This window comes from Armatimonadota bacterium, from assembly GCA_022563855.1.
Classification (GTDB): Bacteria; Armatimonadota; Fimbriimonadia; order Fimbriimonadales; family Fimbriimonadaceae; genus JADFMN01.
In genome coordinates this window covers 210,273-225,117 of record JADFMN010000003.1, presented here as the reverse complement: position 1 = coordinate 225,117, position 14,845 = coordinate 210,273, and the positions used below count along the sequence as shown (strand labels likewise).

Genomic DNA, 14,845 nt, shown 5'->3' with positions numbered 1-14,845 from the left:
GAATGCGAACGACGGCAATTGCGGGCCTTATAGAGTATTGACATGTCGAAGCAGCAGGAGGCATCGATCGAGCCGAACGAGGCTCCGCGCCACGGCGTCGCCAACAACTTGCCGCAGTTCCTGCTGCTCCTCGTGGTCAACGCGTTCGTCGGGGCGACGTTCGGAGTAGAGCGCACGACGGTCACGACGCTCGGACAAGAGGAGTTCTTTCTCACCAAAGCGACGGTCATAACAGCTTTCATCGTCGCGTTCGGCATAACCAAAGCCTGCACGAATCTCTTCGCCGGACGTCTCGCAGACACTCTCGGCCGGAGGCGGGTGCTGCTGATCGGATGGCTGTTCGCGATTCCCGTCCCACTGCTCATCATGTTTGCTCCAAGTTGGGGATGGGTCATCGCGGCGAACGTCTTCCTTGGCGTCAACCAAGGGCTGTGCTGGACGCTGACACTGCTCATGAAGATCGACCTCGGAGGGCGAAAGCGTCGCGGGTTCTCGGCAGGCATCAACGAAACGGTCGGCTATGGCGCAGTCGCCCTTGCGGCCTTCGTCGGCACGCAGCTCGCCGCCAACTACGATCTCAGGATCGCCCCGTTCGTGTTCATGTTGATCGTCGCCGTACTAGGACTGGCTGTCACGTTTTTCCTAGTCAAGGACACCCAGCTCCACGTCGACCACGAGCACATCGAGGAGACGGACGGCGAACCGAAACCGACTTGGAAGAGCGTCTTCGCCACAGTCAGCTTCAAGGATAAAGGGCTGTTCGCTTACCTGCAGGCGGGCTTCGCGCGGAACCTCGCCGACGGCATGGCCTGGGGCCTGTTGATGATCATGTTCGGCGCGACTCTCGGCAGCCGCAACGCTGGCACGTTGCAGTGGATCATGATCGGTGCCTTCGCTGTCGGACAACTAGTCTTCGGCGCAGCGAGCGACCGTTACGGCAGAAAGGGGTTCGTGGTCGTCGGCATGCTGGTGATGTCGGCCGCGCTGGCGATGATCGCCTCGACAGAGGGCTTCGCCGCCTGGGTCGTCGGCGTGCTCGCGCTCGGCGTCGGCGGATCGCTCATGTACCCGACTGTGATCGCGGGGCTGAGCGACCGGATGGCGCCGATCTGGCGAGCGTCCGGGCTGGGCGTCTACCGTTTCTGGCGCGACATGGGCTACGCGGCGGGCGCACTGAGCAGCGGGCTGATCGCAGACCAGTTCGGCATGCAAGCGGCGGTCTATTCGGTCGCAGGCGTGTGCCTCGTTTCTGGATTAGTGGCGGCGGTACTTATTCCGGCGCGGGCTGCAAGCACATAGCGGCTCTGCATTTCAGCAAAGCGGGTTTCAACGAAGTACGCGATAAGGCGACGACGAGGCGACAACCAGGCGACAATTAGGCGACAATGTTTGCATGTTGACCCACACCGAGTACCTCTGGTTCCAGACACGCAAGCGCGAGGAGTTCGTGCGCATCACCGACGAGGTCGCCGAGATCGTCGAGAAGTCCGGCGTGCAGGAGGGCATGGTGCTGGTCAGCGCGATGCACATCACGGCCGCCGTCTACGTAAACGACTGGGAGAGCGGGCTGATCGAGGACATCAAGGAGTGGCTCGACGGCCTTGCCCCACGCGCCGACTACAAGCACCACCAGACCGGCGAGGACAACGGCGAGGCGCACCTCAAGAACCTCATCATGCACCACCAGGTCATCGTCCCGATCACCGAAGGCCAGCTCGACTTCGGCCCCTGGCAGCAGATCTTCTACGCGGAATTCGACGGGCGGAGAAAGAAGCGCGTGGTGGTCAAGGTGATGGGGGAGTAACAATCCCCTCTCCCTTGGGGGAGGGGGATCGAAATGGTTCGGATTTGACCCTAGACCCTAGACCCGCGCACCTCTTTGGATGCGTCGTTCGCTTCGCCGTCGCCTAGTCGTCGCCTGTTGATCGCCGAAAGTCATCCTTCATCCCTCATCTTTCTGCAATCTGCCAACCGCCAACTTACAACTGCCAACTCCCCCCTCATTTCTAACAGATTTCCAGCCCGCCGACCCCACGAGCAGGCGGCGTGGCACGGGCATTGCGCTTACCCCCTCTAAGTCCACCCATGTCCTTCATTGCTCTTCCGCTATTCGTTATCGCGTCAGCCATACAAACCACGCCGAACTACGAAACGTTCACAGTCACAGAAGTGAAAGTCGAAGAGCGGTTCGCTGGCCAGTACGGCACGCGCATCAGGACGGAACTCGTGCTGGAAGCGGGAGGCCGAAGAGTAACCGTCCACATCCAAGACGTGCGCCACGGCCGATTTCAGAAAGCAGATTCGCCGTGGCTAAAAGGGCATCAAGTGCGAATCCCTGAAGTCGGAACCCGAAGCGAGATAGTGCTGAGGCCGGACCAGGTCGAAGTGACCGGCTACATCCTGCCGCCGAACGAAATACCGAAGATGTACTGGGTGCTCCCAGGGTCGTTCGTCGGCATCCCGATCCCAGCAGAAATCGCTAGCCCTGGCACGTCCTGAACCTGCCAAGCAAACCCTGCCCAAGTGATTCCGTCGGGTCCGGTCGCATGTTCGAGCATCCAAGTTCCACCAGCGCCGAGCCGCCCGTCAATTCCGAAAAGAAACCGATCGTCCTGGTCGTGCTGCCCGCCGAAGTGCAGCCGGTAATCGTCGTGGTCGTACCGCATGACCAGGAACTCTGTCCCCTCGCCGCCGTCCCAGCCCATCATCCCGGCAGCGATTGCAAACCGACCTTCGGTCCGCTCCTCCCAAACGAGCATCTTGGCATCAAGAGCGGTCGTGCCGTCGCGCCTGCGCCCGACTCCGAATTCGAATCTGTCGAGCACCCCGAAGTCGAACCTCGCGCCGTCGTACACCCTACTGTCGTACGGCGTCTTGTAATCAGAAAATGAAGCGGTGAAGTTGTACTCGCTGTCGCCGAGGATATCGGCGATCGGCATGATGATCAGCCCGGTTGGACCCGAGCAAACGCCGACCGAAACAGCTGAGATCACCATTAGTAAGACAAGAGGTTTCAAAGCAGCACCCGTAAGAGGGCTTATTCCGTGCTGGCGTGATTACCAGGCAAGCAAGATTGCCGGGTCAGTCCCCCTATCCCTTGGAGAGGGTTCGCCAGGGGGGATGTAAGTCGAGACCTGAGGGCTCGACCGCGCAAGCTTCCCTCAGCTGATCAAACAATGTACATGATCGGTCCCGATGTCGAAGGAAGCAACTCGATTTTCTCCGAACGAACCCGCCAAGGGTCTCCGTTCTTTCCCTTTATCCAGCGGACATAACAGCCGCCGAGCTGTCCGGACTGATTGAAACTCAGTTCGATCACATGCTGTGCTTTCACATAGCTGATCAAGCCGACCGCAGAGAGTTCGCCATACCGCCAGCCATGGCGCCCCCTCGTTGTGACCTCAATGCTGCCCGGGGAAAGACCGAGCACATCTTCTATCTCCTCGACTGTCATCCCCTCTCTGAGGACAGCACCAAGACGGTTCGGATCGATGGATTGATTGACTCCCCAAAGATAAGGGCGGATCGGATTGACCAATGCACTCAGCAGGCAAAACAGCACGATCGAGGACCAGAGAATCCTCCGTCGCGTCTTCAAATCGACGTCCTGAATGGACAGCTTCCTAGCTATACTTGCTACTCCCAATCTGATCACATTATACGGGACAAACGGTGATCGACATACTGAGCATCTGCCCTGGCCCCCTCCTTGCCTCCCCCGGCTACGACGGCCGCTGTCAAGCGAATGCCTGAGAGCCGTGACAGGGATTGATCTGCCCCAGCCTGCCCGTCGCCCCCTGCCATAATCACTCCCGATGCCGAAGATGATCGCAGTGCTGCCCGGGGACGGGATCGGACCTGAAGTAACGAACGAAGCTGTGAAGGCGCTGAAGGCCGTTGGCGCGGACCTCGAATTCCAGGAGGTGCTGATCGGCGGAGCCGCATACGACGCTACCGGCGACCCACTTCCCGACGAGACGCTCGCACTCTGCAAAGAGGCCGACGCCGCGCTGATGGGCGCGGTCGGAGGGCCGAAGTGGGACAAGGTCCAGCCTCTTGACAAGAGACCTGAGATCGGCGGGCTGTTGCGGCTGCGCGGTGAGTTACAGTTGTTCGCAAACATAAGACCCGCCAAGACGCTTAAGCCGCTGCTCCACGCATCCCCACTAAAGGAAGACCGGGGCGAAATGGACCTCGTCGTTGTCAGAGAGCTGACCGGCGGCATCTACTTCGGCAAACCCCGCGAACGGCGCGACGACGGCAACACGGCGATCGACACGCTCGTCTACTCGCGCCACGAGATCGAGCGCATCACACGCGTCGCAATCGACATCGCCCGCGCTCGCGACCGTCGGATCGTCAGCGTAGACAAGGCGAACGTGCTCGAGACCAGCCGCCTCTGGCGCGAGGTCGTCGACGAGCACGCTGCGCAGAACAGAGACATCGAGTTCAGCCACATGCTGGTCGACAACTGCGCGATGCAGCTCGTGCGCGACCCCGGCCAATTCGACGTGATCCTCACTGAGAACATGTTCGGCGACATCCTCAGCGACGAAGCTTCGATGATCACCGGCTCGCTCGGTCTTCTCCCTTCCGCCTCCCTCGGCGCGGCAGAAGGCGACAGGAAGTTCGGCATCTACGAACCGATCCACGGCAGCGCTCCCGACATCGCAGGCCAGGGCAAGGCAAACCCCCTAGCCGCGATCCTCAGCGCCGCCATGATGCTCCGGTACTCGCTCGATGACAGCGCCAACGCCGACCGGATCGAGAACGCCGTCGAGAAAACCTTGGAGGACGGGCTGAGGACAAGCGACATACAGGAAGAAGGAACTGAACTAGTCAACACGTCCGAGATGGGCGACGCTGTTGCGGCACGGCTCGCATGATTACAGTCGTCGGTGGTGGGTTTGCGGGTGTCGAGGCGGCTTGGGCCGCGGCGCAGCGCGGGTGCAGGGTCCGCCTCTACGAGATGCGGCCGGTCAAGATGACGCCTGCGCACGAGACTTCCCTGCTGTCCGAACTCGTCTGCTCGAACAGTTTCAAGTCGCAGGATCCCGAAACCCCTGCCGGTCAACTCAAAGCCGAGATGAAGGAGCTGGGATCACTCGTCATCCCGACCGGAGAAGAACACTCGGTGCCGGGCGGCTCGGCGCTTTGTGTCGATCGCGGGAAGTACGCCGAGGCGATAACGCAAGCCATCGAAGGGCACGAGAACATCGAGGTCGTGCGCGAGGAGTTCACGCCGGAGATGGCGGAGGCTGCGCTTGGCCCCCTCCTGGCCTCCCCCAAGGGGGAGGGATCTGGCGACGCGATTCTCGTGGGAGAAGCGGAAAGGACTTCGTCTGTCCGTACCCCCTCCCTAACCCTCCCCCAGCGGGGAGGGGACAGGGGGACACTCATCATCGCGACAGGACCGCTGACAAGCGAGGGGCTCGGCGGTTGGCTCGCCGAGAAGACGGGGCGCGACCACCTCTACTTTTACGATGCGGTGAGCCCAACCGTTGACGCGAGCACCATCGACTTTGACACCGTCTTCGCGCAGAGCCGCTACGACAAAGGCGGCGCCGACTATCTCAACTGCCCGTTCGACAAAGACGGCTACGACAAGTTCGTCGAAGCCCTGATCAAAGCTGATCGAGTCCCGCTCAAGGAGTTCGAGAAGGCGAAGTACTTCGAGAGCTGCAAGCCGATCGAGGAGATCGCGAGCAAGGGCCACGACTCCTTAAGGTTTGGAAACTTCAAGCCGGTCGGCCTGACAGACCCGCGCACGGGCGGTCGGGCCTACGCGGTCGTTCAACTCAGGCCGGAGAACAGAGAAAAAACGCTCTACTCGCTCGTCGGCTGCCAGAACCGGCTCAAGTGGGGCGTGCAGAAAGACGTGCTTCACATGATCCCGGGCCTGGAGAAGGCGGAGTTCGTGAGGCTCGGCGTCATCCACCGCAACACCTACATCGAGGCGCCCAAAGTTCTTACGCCGTGGCTGGAGTTTCGCGACACCCCCGGCCTCTATGTCGCCGGACAGTTGACTGGTGTCGAAGGGTACGTCGAATCCGCCGCAATGGGAATCTACGTTGGCATCACAGTCGCACGCCGAGAAATAGGACAAGACCCGATCGCGCCGCCGAGAAACTGCGCCTACGGATCGCTCATCGCGCATTTGCAGGACGACACACCAAGGGAGTTCGCGCCGATGAACATCAACTGGGGTCTGCTCCCAGACCCGCCCGACGCGCCGAGAAAGAAAGATGAACGCAGAAAGAAAAAACTGGAAGCTGCACGAAAGGCGTTCAGCGAATGGTCGTCAACTCTCTGACGGAACCAACTCAAGCACGACGACCTCGGGCCGGCAGAACAGGCGCACGTGCCGCAGGCTGCAAATCCCTGCCGTTGTGAAGCACATATGCGACCGCCCCCTGTTGAATCCGTAACGGAACTTATCCCCGTACTTGCTCGGCACCAGCGGATTCCATCCCCACGGCGCTGACAATTGCCCACCGTGCGTATGGCCGGAGAGCTGAAGATCGATACGCACTTTATCGCGACAGTCTTCGGCAAAGTCGGGGTTGTGAGAAAGCAAAATGCGCGGCACGTCCGGTGCGACGCCCTCAAACGTCGTGACGACGTCGATCACGCCGTTCCAAAGATCATCAATGCCCCCGAGGGCGAAGACCTCGCCATCCCTCTCGATCAGAACATGGGTGTCATCGATGAGAACGATCGGAGTCGAGTTCGCAAGCTCCTTTCGCGTACCCTCGGCATCGAGCCAGTAGTCGTGATTCCCCAGCACCCCGTACACCCCGTCCGGCGCCGAGTCGAGCGCGTCGTAAAGCCCGCGCAGCGAAGGCACGCTCGAAACGGTCTTTCCATCGACGAAATCGCCGGTCACGACCACGAGGTCTGGCTTCTGCTCCATCAGCATCGTGCACGCCCGTTGGATGTGCGACTTTGAGATGTCTCTCGGGAAGTGCACGTCTGAAAAAAGTCCGATCCGATACCCTCTGAACGCCTCAGGAAGCCCTTTCACCCGGTACGTCAAGCGCCGGACAGCGATCCACCTCGGCTCGACGAAGAACGCGTCTCCTATCAGTAGACTGCCGGCTAGGCCGATTCCCCCCCGTATTACCTGTCGCCTCGTCAGCTTCCTCACATGGGTTTCAACGCTGGCAGCGGAGAGTTCGTTTCAGGAGCGCCAAAAAGCCCCTAGGCGGCTTCGTCTTCCGTGCGGACGCTCTTGGCGGGCTCGGCGCTGCTGTAGTCCCAGTTGTCGCAGTCGAGCCGTCGGCAGTGCACCATGCGCTGCACGGTGCCGTCCTCCATTTCTACCTCTGCCATGTCGGCAAACCGACACTCCAAACAGAGGTCGGGCTCGAGCAACCTGACAACTTTGAGGTTTCTTTCTGCCATCCTTACGTCCGTTGGCCCGTTGCTTGGGCTCAGACTGTATTGTCGGGGTAGGTTGGAGGGGTCGTCCGAGGACATTTGCCAGGTTTCTGATGAGGTACTTGCGGCGCAGGCAGCGCGAAGAACGTATGATGCAGAATCTAAGCGACGCGATGGCACAGTCGGGCCGGGAGCCGCACGAGCCGGGACTGCGAGCCGCGTACGGGTCAATTCCTCGCACTCCGCTTGTCCTGATCTGCTGCCCGATGGGAAAGGCGATCAACCACGGCGGGCTCTTGCGATTGGCCGAGGCGTTCCGTCTAGAGCACGTTTACTTCGAGACAGAGAGCGACAACCGTTACGATTTGGCAGGAACGACCGGAGCGCACTTCTGGCAGCCGTACAGATTGGAGCCTGCTGTCGACGCGATTCGGCGAGTGAAGGCCAGCGGGCATCGCGTGTACTGCATGTCTCTGGACGAGGACGCGTTACCTCTGCAAAAAGCAGAGTGGAAGTTCCCTGCGGCAATCGTTCTCGGCGAAGAACTAACCGGAGTCCCTGACGAAGTTCATGAGCTGTGCGACGTGACAGTGGCCATGCCGCTTTACGGGCTGGTCACGTCGCTCAACGTCGGCCAGGCGGCAGCGATCGCCGTCTACCATGCAGTGGGCGCGTACGCTGAACAGAACCCGGAGTTTGAGCCCGTTCGCAACGCCAGTCGCCATCTGCTCGGACTGGATACCGCTAAATACTTGAGCGAGCCGGAAGAGACCACTTAGTCGACCGCGTCAGTGCGTCCTGCAGAAGAGCCATGTACTCCTCGTGAGGGACTTCGTATGCGCCGAGCGACGCGAGATGCGGGTTCATGATCTGGGCGTCAAACTGCGTGAAGCCTAGCTCCCGGCACCTATTGACCAGCGCCCACAGCGCTACTTTGCTCGCATCAGTCCGCTCAAAGAACATCGACTCCGCGCAAAAGCAAGAGCCGATCGCCAGACCGTAGACCCCGCCGACCAGTTCATCGCCCACCCAGCACTCGCTGCAGTGAGCCCACCCCTCCTCAAAGATCTCGGTGTACACGCGAACGAACTCCTCGCTGATCCAGTTGTCGCCCGGCCTCATGCACGAGCGCATCACTTCGGCAAAATCGGTGTCAAACCGGACCTCGAATCTCTCGCTCTTGATCACACGTTTGAGAGATTTCGAAACACGGATTCCCGTTATCGGCAACAGCGCGCGCTCTTGCGGATAGAACCACTCGACGACGTCGCTCTCCTCGTCGACGGTCATCGGAAACAGCCCCTGCTCGTAGCCGGTCCTGATCATCTCGGTATCGAGATCAGCGCCGTCCACGCGCCCTCCACGCCATCGTCATGAACGTCGGCACTCGCAGGTACTCGACGAGCCACGGAATTTCTTCGATCGACTCTGCGCTCGGCAGCGGCTCGGCGAAACTTTCGAGCGTCAGGTTTGCATCGAGAAAGGCCTGCATGTACGCCTCCATCGACCGATGGTAGTTGACGATGTCGATGCCACGCCACTTGGCTCGCGCGCTCGACTCCTCCACGTAGTTGTCGACCGGCATGTGGAGCTTGTTGCCCCGCTCGTCCTTGTGCCAAGCGCACATGCAGGAAGACACAAACGGGTTGTGCGCGGCGACGAGCAGCCGACCATCGGTCGATAGTACGCGCGCCATTTCGGCAATCGCTGCCCGATAATCCTCGATGTCGCACAGCGAGACGTACGAAACGACGAGATCGAAACTCGAGTCTCGGAAAGGCAGAGACTCCCCGCTCCCTATCGCGTAATCGCCAGATGGATGCCGGCTGGCTGCCTCGTCCAGCAACTCAACCGTTGGGTCCAGCCCGACCGTCCGCGCCCCCCGGTCAGACAGCAGGCGACAAAAGCGACCTTCGCCGCAACCAACGTCGAGGACTCTGGCACCGCTCACGTCCCCGGCGAGAGACAACATCGCCGGGTCGAGCACGTGCTCCCTGTTGGCGTCGCCGCAGTCAACGAAGTCGGTCCAGGCCTTTGCCGAAGATTCCCAACCGTTCACCATCGTCGTCCGCACTATTTAAGCAGGATTGTGATACTAGCCGCCGAGCTCCCGCCGAGTATGATTCCAGTATGGACGTGAGAGAGGTACTCAAGTACCAAATGGAGACCTGCGCGAAGCAGGTGGACGCCGCTTTTGATTCCCTGCCAGACGGCCTGTGGGATCGCAAGACCAGCGAGGGCTGTATGACACCCGGCGAGACGATCCACCATCTCGCAGAAGCGTATGCGGCCGCCAGAAAGCACATGTCAGGAGAGGACCACGAGTGGGGCTCGTACAAGCTGGAGGGGAGCGACCCTTCCGAGCTGTTGCAGGCGATGCGGACGGAGAGGCAGCTGGCAGTGGAGGCCATTCTCAGCGGCGACCCAGAAAAGGCGCCAGAGGCCGCCACGCAATACCTGATGCTGCACGACGCCTACCACGTCGGACAGATGTGCGCCCTCCGGGTTCGGGAAGAGCCTACTTGGGACGCGTACTCGATTTACTGATAGCCCTGCCCGGCCCAGATCGAACGACGCCAGCGGTATAATCTCGGTTCGTGCCGAAAGGCGTGAAATACACACGGTCGCGGCTCGCCACTGGGTCCCCAGAACGATGGGGTTGGCGGCGAATCAGTCGCGGTCGGAGGAAGAACCCAAAAAAACATAATGACTCCACCCAGCATGAAAGAGCTGCTTGAGGCGGGCGTACATTTCGGGCACCAGACGAGGCGCTGGAATCCGAAGATGAAAAAGTACATCTACGGCGCTCGCAACGGCATCTACATCCTCGATCTTCATCAAACGATCAAGCTCTTCGAAGAGGCTCTCAAGTTCGTTCAGCAGATAGTCGCCGACGGCGGAACCGTGCTGTTCGTCGGCACCAAGAAACAGGCCCAGGCGGCGGTGCGCGAGGCCGCCGAGCGGTCCGGCCAGTTCTTCGTTACCGAGCGGTGGCTTGGCGGCATGCTCACCAACTGGGATACGATCCAGCAGCGCATCGGCCGACTGAAGGAGCTCGATCGAATGGAGACCGAAGGCTACTTTGAGCGACTGCCAAAGAAAGAGGCTCTGCTGCGCCGGAAGGAGCGCGCGAAACTGAATCGGTATCTAGAGGGGATTCGCGAAATGCACGAGCCGCCAAACGTGATGTTCGTAGTCGACGTGACAAAGGAGGCGATCGCAGTTAAAGAAGCGCGCCGCCTCAAGATCCCCGTGGTCGCGATCGTCGATACAAACTGCGATCCAGGCATGGCGGACTACGTGATCCCCGGAAACGACGACGCGATCCGCGCGATCAAGCTAGTGACGCAGAAGTTCTGCGACGCGATCCTAGAAGTCAAGCCGTACTCCGAGGCTGGCGAGCGCGATGAGGAGCCTGCAACCGAAGAGCGCACAGATGAGCCCGTCGACGAGGGCGCGCCTGTGCAGTTCGGCGAGGTCGAACAGGAGTTCATGAAGTCTTTTACCGAAGACAGCCCAGAGAAACCTTCCGAGCCGCCTGCTGCCACCGAAGAGCCGCCTGCACCTCCAAAGCTAGCAACGGCGCCGGACGCCCCGGAAGCGCCGGCAGACGAGGCTAAGCCTGAGCCTGCCGAGGTAGCTTCGGCCGAGACATCGGAGTCCTAAAGGAGGTCATAAGCATTGAGCATTGACGCCAAACTCGTAAAGAAACTGCGAGAGGAAACTGACGCTCCGATGATGGAGTGCAAGAAGGCCCTTGTCGAATCCGACGGAGACTTCGACCGAGCGAAGGACATCTTGCGCGAGAAAGGCCAGGCGCAAGCAGCGAAGCGCGCAGATCGCAGCACCTCTGAGGGTATCGCGCTAACGGCAATCAGCGATGACGGCACTAAAGTCGCGGGGCTCGTCGTAGAGTGCGAGACGGACTTCGTGGCGCGCAACGAGGACTTCAAGAAGCTGGTGTCGGACCTGGTCGGAGGCCTGATGGCCTCTGCCGATGCAAGTCCTGGAGAGACAGTCGAGGTCGCTGCTGACACGATCGTCAACGGCAAGTCGCTCGGGGATCACATCACCGACGCCGTCGCAAAGATTCGCGAGAACATCCGCCTCGCAACGGCGGTCGTAGCCCGCGCGTCCGACGGAAACAAGCTCTCGATCTACAACCACACGAACACGGGAAAGGCCGCATCCTTCATCGAATACGCCGGGGATGGCGCAGACGCCGCGTTCCATGTCGCGATCCAGGTCGTCGCGTTCCCGCCGAACTTCCTAACGCGAGAGGAAGTTCCGCAAGACGTTATTGCAAAGGAGATCGAGATCGAGAAGCAGAGAGCGGTCAACGACGGCAAGCCGGTGGACATCGCCGAGAAGATCGCGCTGGGCCGAGTGAACAAGGAGTACTACCAAACGAAGGTCCTGCTCGATCAGCCGCTTTACTCAAACGCAAAGATGAAGGTCGGCGATTACGCGAAGGAGGCCGGCATCACCGTTCGGGCGTATCGGCACCTCGCTGTTGGCGCCTCCCGAGCAGATGATTAACCGCATGCACGAATCAGTTCAATACCCGCGAATACTGCTGAAGATCAGCGGCGAGGCGCTCTCTGGCGATCAGGGGTTTGGTCTGGACACGGACACGCTCGATTACGTCGCGACGGAGATCGTTGCCGTGCGGGATCTTGGGGTGCAGCTCGCCGTCGTCGTCGGAGGTGGGAACTTCATCCGAGGAGACGTATTCAGCGCAGCCGGTGACTTGGATCGCACGGTCGCAGATCACATGGGAATGCTCGGCACGATCATGAACGCCCTCGCGCTGCAGGCAGCGATAGAGCGGCACGGCATCCAAACGCGGGTGCAGAGCGCGATCAGCATCGACGAGGTTTGCGAGCCGTTCATCAGAAGGCGCGCGATCCGACATTTGGAACATGACCGCGTCGTCGTGTTTGCGGGCGGGACCGGGAACCCGTACTTTTCTACCGACACCGCCGCGGTCTTGCGAGCGCTGGAGATCGGCGCAGGCTGCTTGATCAAAGCCACCAAAGTAGACGGCGTCTACGACAAAGACCCTAAGAAGTACGATAAGGCCGTCAAGTACGAGAGGCTGACCTACGAGGACGCGATCAGCAAGCGCCTCGCGGTCATGGATCAGACGGCGTTTACGATGTGCAGGGAGAACAGACTTCCGGTCATCGTGTTAGACTTGTCGTCGACCGGTGGCATTCAAAAGGCCGTCACCGGAGAGCCTGTCGGGACCTACGTAGGAGTCGATTAAAATGACACATGAAATCGTAAAAGCGGTGGACGCGCAAATGAAAAGGGCGCTCGACGCGACACAGCACGATTTTGCCAGGATCAGAACAGGGCGGGCCAATCCGTTAGCGCTGGAGGTGATCATGGTCGACTACTACGGCGTTCAGACCCCGATCCCGCAGGTCGGTAGCGTCAGCGTGCCGGAGCCAAGGCAACTGATGATCTCGCCGTACGATAAGAGCCTGATTCCGGCGATCGAGAAGGCGATCATCAACAGCGACCTCGACGTCAACCCGAACAACGACGGCAACGTGATTCGCCTCATATTTCCTGAGATGACTGAAGACCGCCGCAAGCTGCTTGTCAAGCAGGTCCACACAAGGACGGAAGATGGCTGTGTATCAGTGCGGCACGCACGCAGGGACGGCCTGGACTCTCTCAAGACGCTGGAAGAGGAGACGGATCTGAGCGAAGACGATCGCAAGAGGCTGGAAAAGGAGATTCAGACCCTCACGGACAAGTTCATCGAGCAAACGCACGAGCTGCAAAAGAAGAAAGACGAAGAGTTGATGACCATCTGAGGTCGCAGCTACACCGCCCATGGTCGAGTCCTCAGCGCCCCAGCCCCACAACGAAATCCAAAGCCGAGCCGTGACGGCGGGCGTCAACCTGGCGGCCTTGCCGAAGCACGTCGCGATCATCATGGACGGCAACGGGCGATGGGCGTCCGGCCACGGGATGATGCGGCTGGTCGGGCATCGCCAAGGGTACAAGACCTTGAAAAGGGTTTTGTTGGAAGCCAGCGACCTCGGAATTCAATACCTCACCGTGTACGGATTTTCGGCCGAAAACTGGCGCCGCCCGGAAGAAGAGGTGAGCGGGCTGATGCGGCTGATCGAGGAGGCGGCGCGCAACGAGCTCAACGACTTGATCGAGAAAAACGTGCGCGTTCTCGTCGCCGGTGATCTCAAGACCGTTCCACCTACGCTGCGCAACGCCTTGAACGATCTGATCGCCAGCACCGCCGAGAACACAGGCATTACCTTCACGCTTGCGATCAACTACGGCGGCCGAGCCGAGATCGTGGACGCGGTGCGTGCGCTTCTGCGGGACGGTGTTGCGCCGGATGAGATCGACGAAGAGGCGTTAGCCAAGCGAATGTACTGCCCCAGCCTGCCGGACCCCGACCTGATGATCCGCACAGCAGGCGAGATGCGCTGGAGCAACTTTCTGATCTGGCAAGCCGCGTACGCCGAGCTGTTCGTTACGGACGTTTCGTGGCCGGACTTCGGGGTGGACAACCTGATCGAAGCAGTGCTCGCGTACCAGGAACGCGACCGCAAGTTCGGAGCTTTGAGTTCGTAGGCGATCCCTAGGCAATGCTTGCTCAGCGAACACGCGCCGGCGCGATGGCCGTCTGCCGGTCGAGTTTCGCTGCAAAACCGATTGGCACAATGGTCACACGGCGGGAACCCACGCCCGCCCGAGGCATTCCGACCAGCGAGTCCAATCCGCGTCAGATAGCGCGGTAAACTGCACTCACAGCGCCAGATTGACGTCCGGCGCGGACGGTTCTGAGTAACCAGAAGGAATATCAGCAATGTTAACTGCAACAATAGCCGCGGCGGTCGTCATGGGCACCGCTACGATCAAAGACGAATTCGTTTGTCCAGTCATGGGCGGTCCAGTGAGAGAAGGCAACAAGTCGGTGGAGTACGCCGGAAAGTTATACGGGTCTTGTTGCCCAGGATGCGAAGATAAGTTCGCCGCCGATCCGAAGAAGTACATCAAGGACGCCATTGAGAAAAAGAGGCTCATCGCCTACTCCCTCTTCGACCCGATCTCTAGAAAGCGAATCGAGGCGAAGAAGGCCAAGGCCCATACCGACTACATGGGCACGCGATACTACTTCGAATCAGAAGCCAACCTCAAGTCGTTCCTGAAGGATCCGAAGAAGATCTCTAAGGTGCCGGCTAAAGAAAGCATGAAGTGCGCGGTCATGGGCACGAAGATCGCAAGCTACTCGAAGGCTTTAGGAGGCTACGTCGATCACGGCGACACGCGGTACTACATGTGCTGTGTACTGTGCGCGCCGACGATGGTCAAAGATCCAGCCAAGTACGCCATCAAGAACGGCGTCGCTCCAAAAGCGCTCATCATAGCGGCTAAGTAACAGAAGCGCCGAACGTTAGACGAAAACCTGGCAGACAGAACCGTC

General features: G+C 60.1%; 19 protein-coding genes. 13 read left to right on the top strand and 6 right to left on the bottom strand.

The window, feature by feature from the left end; translation table 11 throughout:
- The first annotated feature begins 42 nt into the window (after positions 1-42).
- The 3 genes from IH944_05305 to IH944_05295 all read left to right on the top strand — a co-directional run bounded on the left by IH944_05305 (position 43) and on the right by IH944_05295 (position 2,499).
- On the top strand, positions 43-1,299 hold the full coding sequence (locus IH944_05305; GenBank protein ID MCH7903970.1) for an MFS transporter: 1,257 nt from the start codon (positions 43-45) through the stop codon (positions 1,297-1,299).
- A gap of 94 nt (positions 1,300-1,393) precedes the next feature.
- On the top strand, positions 1,394-1,804 hold the full coding sequence (locus IH944_05300) for a YjbQ family protein (GenBank protein MCH7903969.1): 411 nt from the start codon (positions 1,394-1,396) through the stop codon (positions 1,802-1,804).
- Positions 1,805-2,085: 281 nt separating this feature from the next.
- Positions 2,086-2,499: a hypothetical protein gene (locus tag IH944_05295; protein ID MCH7903968.1), complete on the top strand. Its 414-nt coding sequence runs from the start codon at positions 2,086-2,088 to the stop codon at positions 2,497-2,499.
- Here the strand turns inward: IH944_05295 and IH944_05290 are convergent.
- Positions 2,394-2,996 carry a hypothetical protein gene (locus IH944_05290; GenBank protein ID MCH7903967.1) on the bottom strand — a complete coding sequence of 201 codons (603 nt, stop codon included), beginning with the start codon at positions 2,994-2,996 and terminating at the stop codon, positions 2,394-2,396. The two genes, IH944_05295 and IH944_05290, sit on opposite strands and share 106 nt — an antisense overlap.
- Positions 2,997-3,169: 173 nt before the next feature.
- Positions 3,170-3,646, bottom strand: a complete 477-nt coding sequence (locus IH944_05285; GenBank protein MCH7903966.1) for a hypothetical protein — start codon at positions 3,644-3,646, stop codon at positions 3,170-3,172.
- Positions 3,647-3,815: 169 nt separating this feature from the next.
- Between IH944_05285 and leuB the strand changes: the two genes are divergently transcribed.
- Both leuB and trmFO read left to right on the top strand, forming a co-directional pair.
- Positions 3,816-4,886: a 3-isopropylmalate dehydrogenase gene (leuB, locus tag IH944_05280; GenBank protein MCH7903965.1), complete on the top strand. Its 1,071-nt coding sequence runs from the start codon at positions 3,816-3,818 to the stop codon at positions 4,884-4,886.
- Positions 4,883-6,313 carry a methylenetetrahydrofolate--tRNA-(uracil(54)-C(5))-methyltransferase (FADH(2)-oxidizing) TrmFO gene (gene trmFO / locus IH944_05275; protein MCH7903964.1) on the top strand — a complete coding sequence of 477 codons (1,431 nt, stop codon included), beginning with the start codon at positions 4,883-4,885 and terminating at the stop codon, positions 6,311-6,313. The genes leuB and trmFO overlap by 4 nt, the downstream gene beginning before the upstream one ends.
- Here trmFO and IH944_05270 read toward each other — a convergent pair.
- Positions 6,302-7,147 (bottom strand): metallophosphoesterase, encoded by an 846-nt coding sequence (locus IH944_05270; protein MCH7903963.1) that lies wholly within the window; start codon positions 7,145-7,147, stop codon positions 6,302-6,304. The genes trmFO and IH944_05270 overlap by 12 nt on opposite strands.
- 53 nt (positions 7,148-7,200) lie before the next feature.
- Positions 7,201-7,404, bottom strand: a complete 204-nt coding sequence (locus IH944_05265; protein ID MCH7903962.1) for a hypothetical protein — start codon at positions 7,402-7,404, stop codon at positions 7,201-7,203.
- 125 nt (positions 7,405-7,529) lie between these two features.
- Between IH944_05265 and IH944_05260 the strand changes: the two genes are divergently transcribed.
- Positions 7,530-8,159 (top strand): hypothetical protein, encoded by a 630-nt coding sequence (locus tag IH944_05260; GenBank protein ID MCH7903961.1) that lies wholly within the window; start codon positions 7,530-7,532, stop codon positions 8,157-8,159.
- Here IH944_05260 and IH944_05255 read toward each other — a convergent pair.
- Both IH944_05255 and IH944_05250 read right to left on the bottom strand, forming a co-directional pair.
- Positions 8,125-8,706 carry a leucyl/phenylalanyl-tRNA--protein transferase gene (locus IH944_05255; protein MCH7903960.1) on the bottom strand — a complete coding sequence of 194 codons (582 nt, stop codon included), beginning with the start codon at positions 8,704-8,706 and terminating at the stop codon, positions 8,125-8,127. The two genes, IH944_05260 and IH944_05255, sit on opposite strands and share 35 nt — an antisense overlap.
- Before the next feature lie 13 nt (positions 8,707-8,719).
- The gene (locus IH944_05250) at positions 8,720-9,454 is read right to left on the bottom strand and encodes a class I SAM-dependent methyltransferase (protein MCH7903959.1); all 735 of its coding nucleotides are present in this window, start codon (positions 9,452-9,454) and stop codon (positions 8,720-8,722) included.
- Positions 9,455-9,510: 56 nt separating this feature from the next.
- On the opposite strand from IH944_05250, the gene IH944_05245 reads away from it, so the two are divergent.
- The 7 genes from IH944_05245 (at position 9,511) to IH944_05215 (ending at position 14,800) form a co-directional block, all read left to right on the top strand.
- The gene (locus IH944_05245; protein ID MCH7903958.1) at positions 9,511-9,927 is read left to right on the top strand and encodes a DinB family protein; all 417 of its coding nucleotides are present in this window, start codon (positions 9,511-9,513) and stop codon (positions 9,925-9,927) included.
- A 159-nt stretch (positions 9,928-10,086) separates the two neighbouring features.
- Positions 10,087-11,046: a 30S ribosomal protein S2 gene (gene rpsB, locus IH944_05240; GenBank protein MCH7903957.1), complete on the top strand. Its 960-nt coding sequence runs from the start codon at positions 10,087-10,089 to the stop codon at positions 11,044-11,046.
- Between the two features lie 15 nt (positions 11,047-11,061).
- On the top strand, positions 11,062-11,919 hold the full coding sequence (tsf, locus tag IH944_05235; protein MCH7903956.1) for a translation elongation factor Ts: 858 nt from the start codon (positions 11,062-11,064) through the stop codon (positions 11,917-11,919).
- A 4-nt stretch (positions 11,920-11,923) separates the two neighbouring features.
- Positions 11,924-12,649: a UMP kinase gene (locus IH944_05230; GenBank protein MCH7903955.1), complete on the top strand. Its 726-nt coding sequence runs from the start codon at positions 11,924-11,926 to the stop codon at positions 12,647-12,649.
- Position 12,650: 1 nt separating this feature from the next.
- Positions 12,651-13,208, top strand: coding sequence for a ribosome recycling factor (frr, locus tag IH944_05225; GenBank protein ID MCH7903954.1), 558 nt, complete (start codon positions 12,651-12,653; stop codon positions 13,206-13,208).
- Between the two features lie 19 nt (positions 13,209-13,227).
- Positions 13,228-13,992: a di-trans,poly-cis-decaprenylcistransferase gene (gene uppS, locus IH944_05220; GenBank protein ID MCH7903953.1), complete on the top strand. Its 765-nt coding sequence runs from the start codon at positions 13,228-13,230 to the stop codon at positions 13,990-13,992.
- Between the two features lie 235 nt (positions 13,993-14,227).
- Positions 14,228-14,800 carry a YHS domain-containing protein gene (locus tag IH944_05215; protein ID MCH7903952.1) on the top strand — a complete coding sequence of 191 codons (573 nt, stop codon included), beginning with the start codon at positions 14,228-14,230 and terminating at the stop codon, positions 14,798-14,800.
- Positions 14,801-14,845 lie beyond the last annotated feature (45 nt).

What these genes read in the sequence shown, in the direction of transcription:
- IH944_05245 (MCH7903958.1), top strand. Translation starts at nt 9,511, where the DNA reads ATGGACGTGAGAGAGGTACTCAAGTACCAAATGGAGACCTGCGCGAAG.
- IH944_05300 (MCH7903969.1), top strand. Translation starts at nt 1,394, where the DNA reads ATGTTGACCCACACCGAGTACCTCTGGTTCCAGACACGCAAGCGCGAG.
- IH944_05230 (MCH7903955.1), top strand. Translation starts at nt 11,924, where the DNA reads ATGCACGAATCAGTTCAATACCCGCGAATACTGCTGAAGATCAGCGGC.
- frr (MCH7903954.1), top strand. Translation starts at nt 12,651, where the DNA reads ATGACACATGAAATCGTAAAAGCGGTGGACGCGCAAATGAAAAGGGCG.
- trmFO (MCH7903964.1), top strand. Translation starts at nt 4,883, where the DNA reads ATGATTACAGTCGTCGGTGGTGGGTTTGCGGGTGTCGAGGCGGCTTGG.
- rpsB (MCH7903957.1), top strand. Translation starts at nt 10,087, where the DNA reads ATGACTCCACCCAGCATGAAAGAGCTGCTTGAGGCGGGCGTACATTTC.
- IH944_05255 (MCH7903960.1), bottom strand. Translation starts at nt 8,706, where the DNA reads ATGATCAGGACCGGCTACGAGCAGGGGCTGTTTCCGATGACCGTCGAC.
- IH944_05260 (MCH7903961.1), top strand. Translation starts at nt 7,530, where the DNA reads ATGATGCAGAATCTAAGCGACGCGATGGCACAGTCGGGCCGGGAGCCG.
- uppS (MCH7903953.1), top strand. Translation starts at nt 13,228, where the DNA reads ATGGTCGAGTCCTCAGCGCCCCAGCCCCACAACGAAATCCAAAGCCGA.
- leuB (MCH7903965.1), top strand. Translation starts at nt 3,816, where the DNA reads ATGCCGAAGATGATCGCAGTGCTGCCCGGGGACGGGATCGGACCTGAA.
- IH944_05290 (MCH7903967.1), bottom strand. Translation starts at nt 2,996, where the DNA reads ATGGTGATCTCAGCTGTTTCGGTCGGCGTTTGCTCGGGTCCAACCGGG.
- IH944_05295 (MCH7903968.1), top strand. Translation starts at nt 2,086, where the DNA reads ATGTCCTTCATTGCTCTTCCGCTATTCGTTATCGCGTCAGCCATACAA.
- IH944_05215 (MCH7903952.1), top strand. Translation starts at nt 14,228, where the DNA reads ATGTTAACTGCAACAATAGCCGCGGCGGTCGTCATGGGCACCGCTACG.
- IH944_05265 (MCH7903962.1), bottom strand. Translation starts at nt 7,404, where the DNA reads ATGGCAGAAAGAAACCTCAAAGTTGTCAGGTTGCTCGAGCCCGACCTC.
- IH944_05305 (MCH7903970.1), top strand. Translation starts at nt 43, where the DNA reads ATGTCGAAGCAGCAGGAGGCATCGATCGAGCCGAACGAGGCTCCGCGC.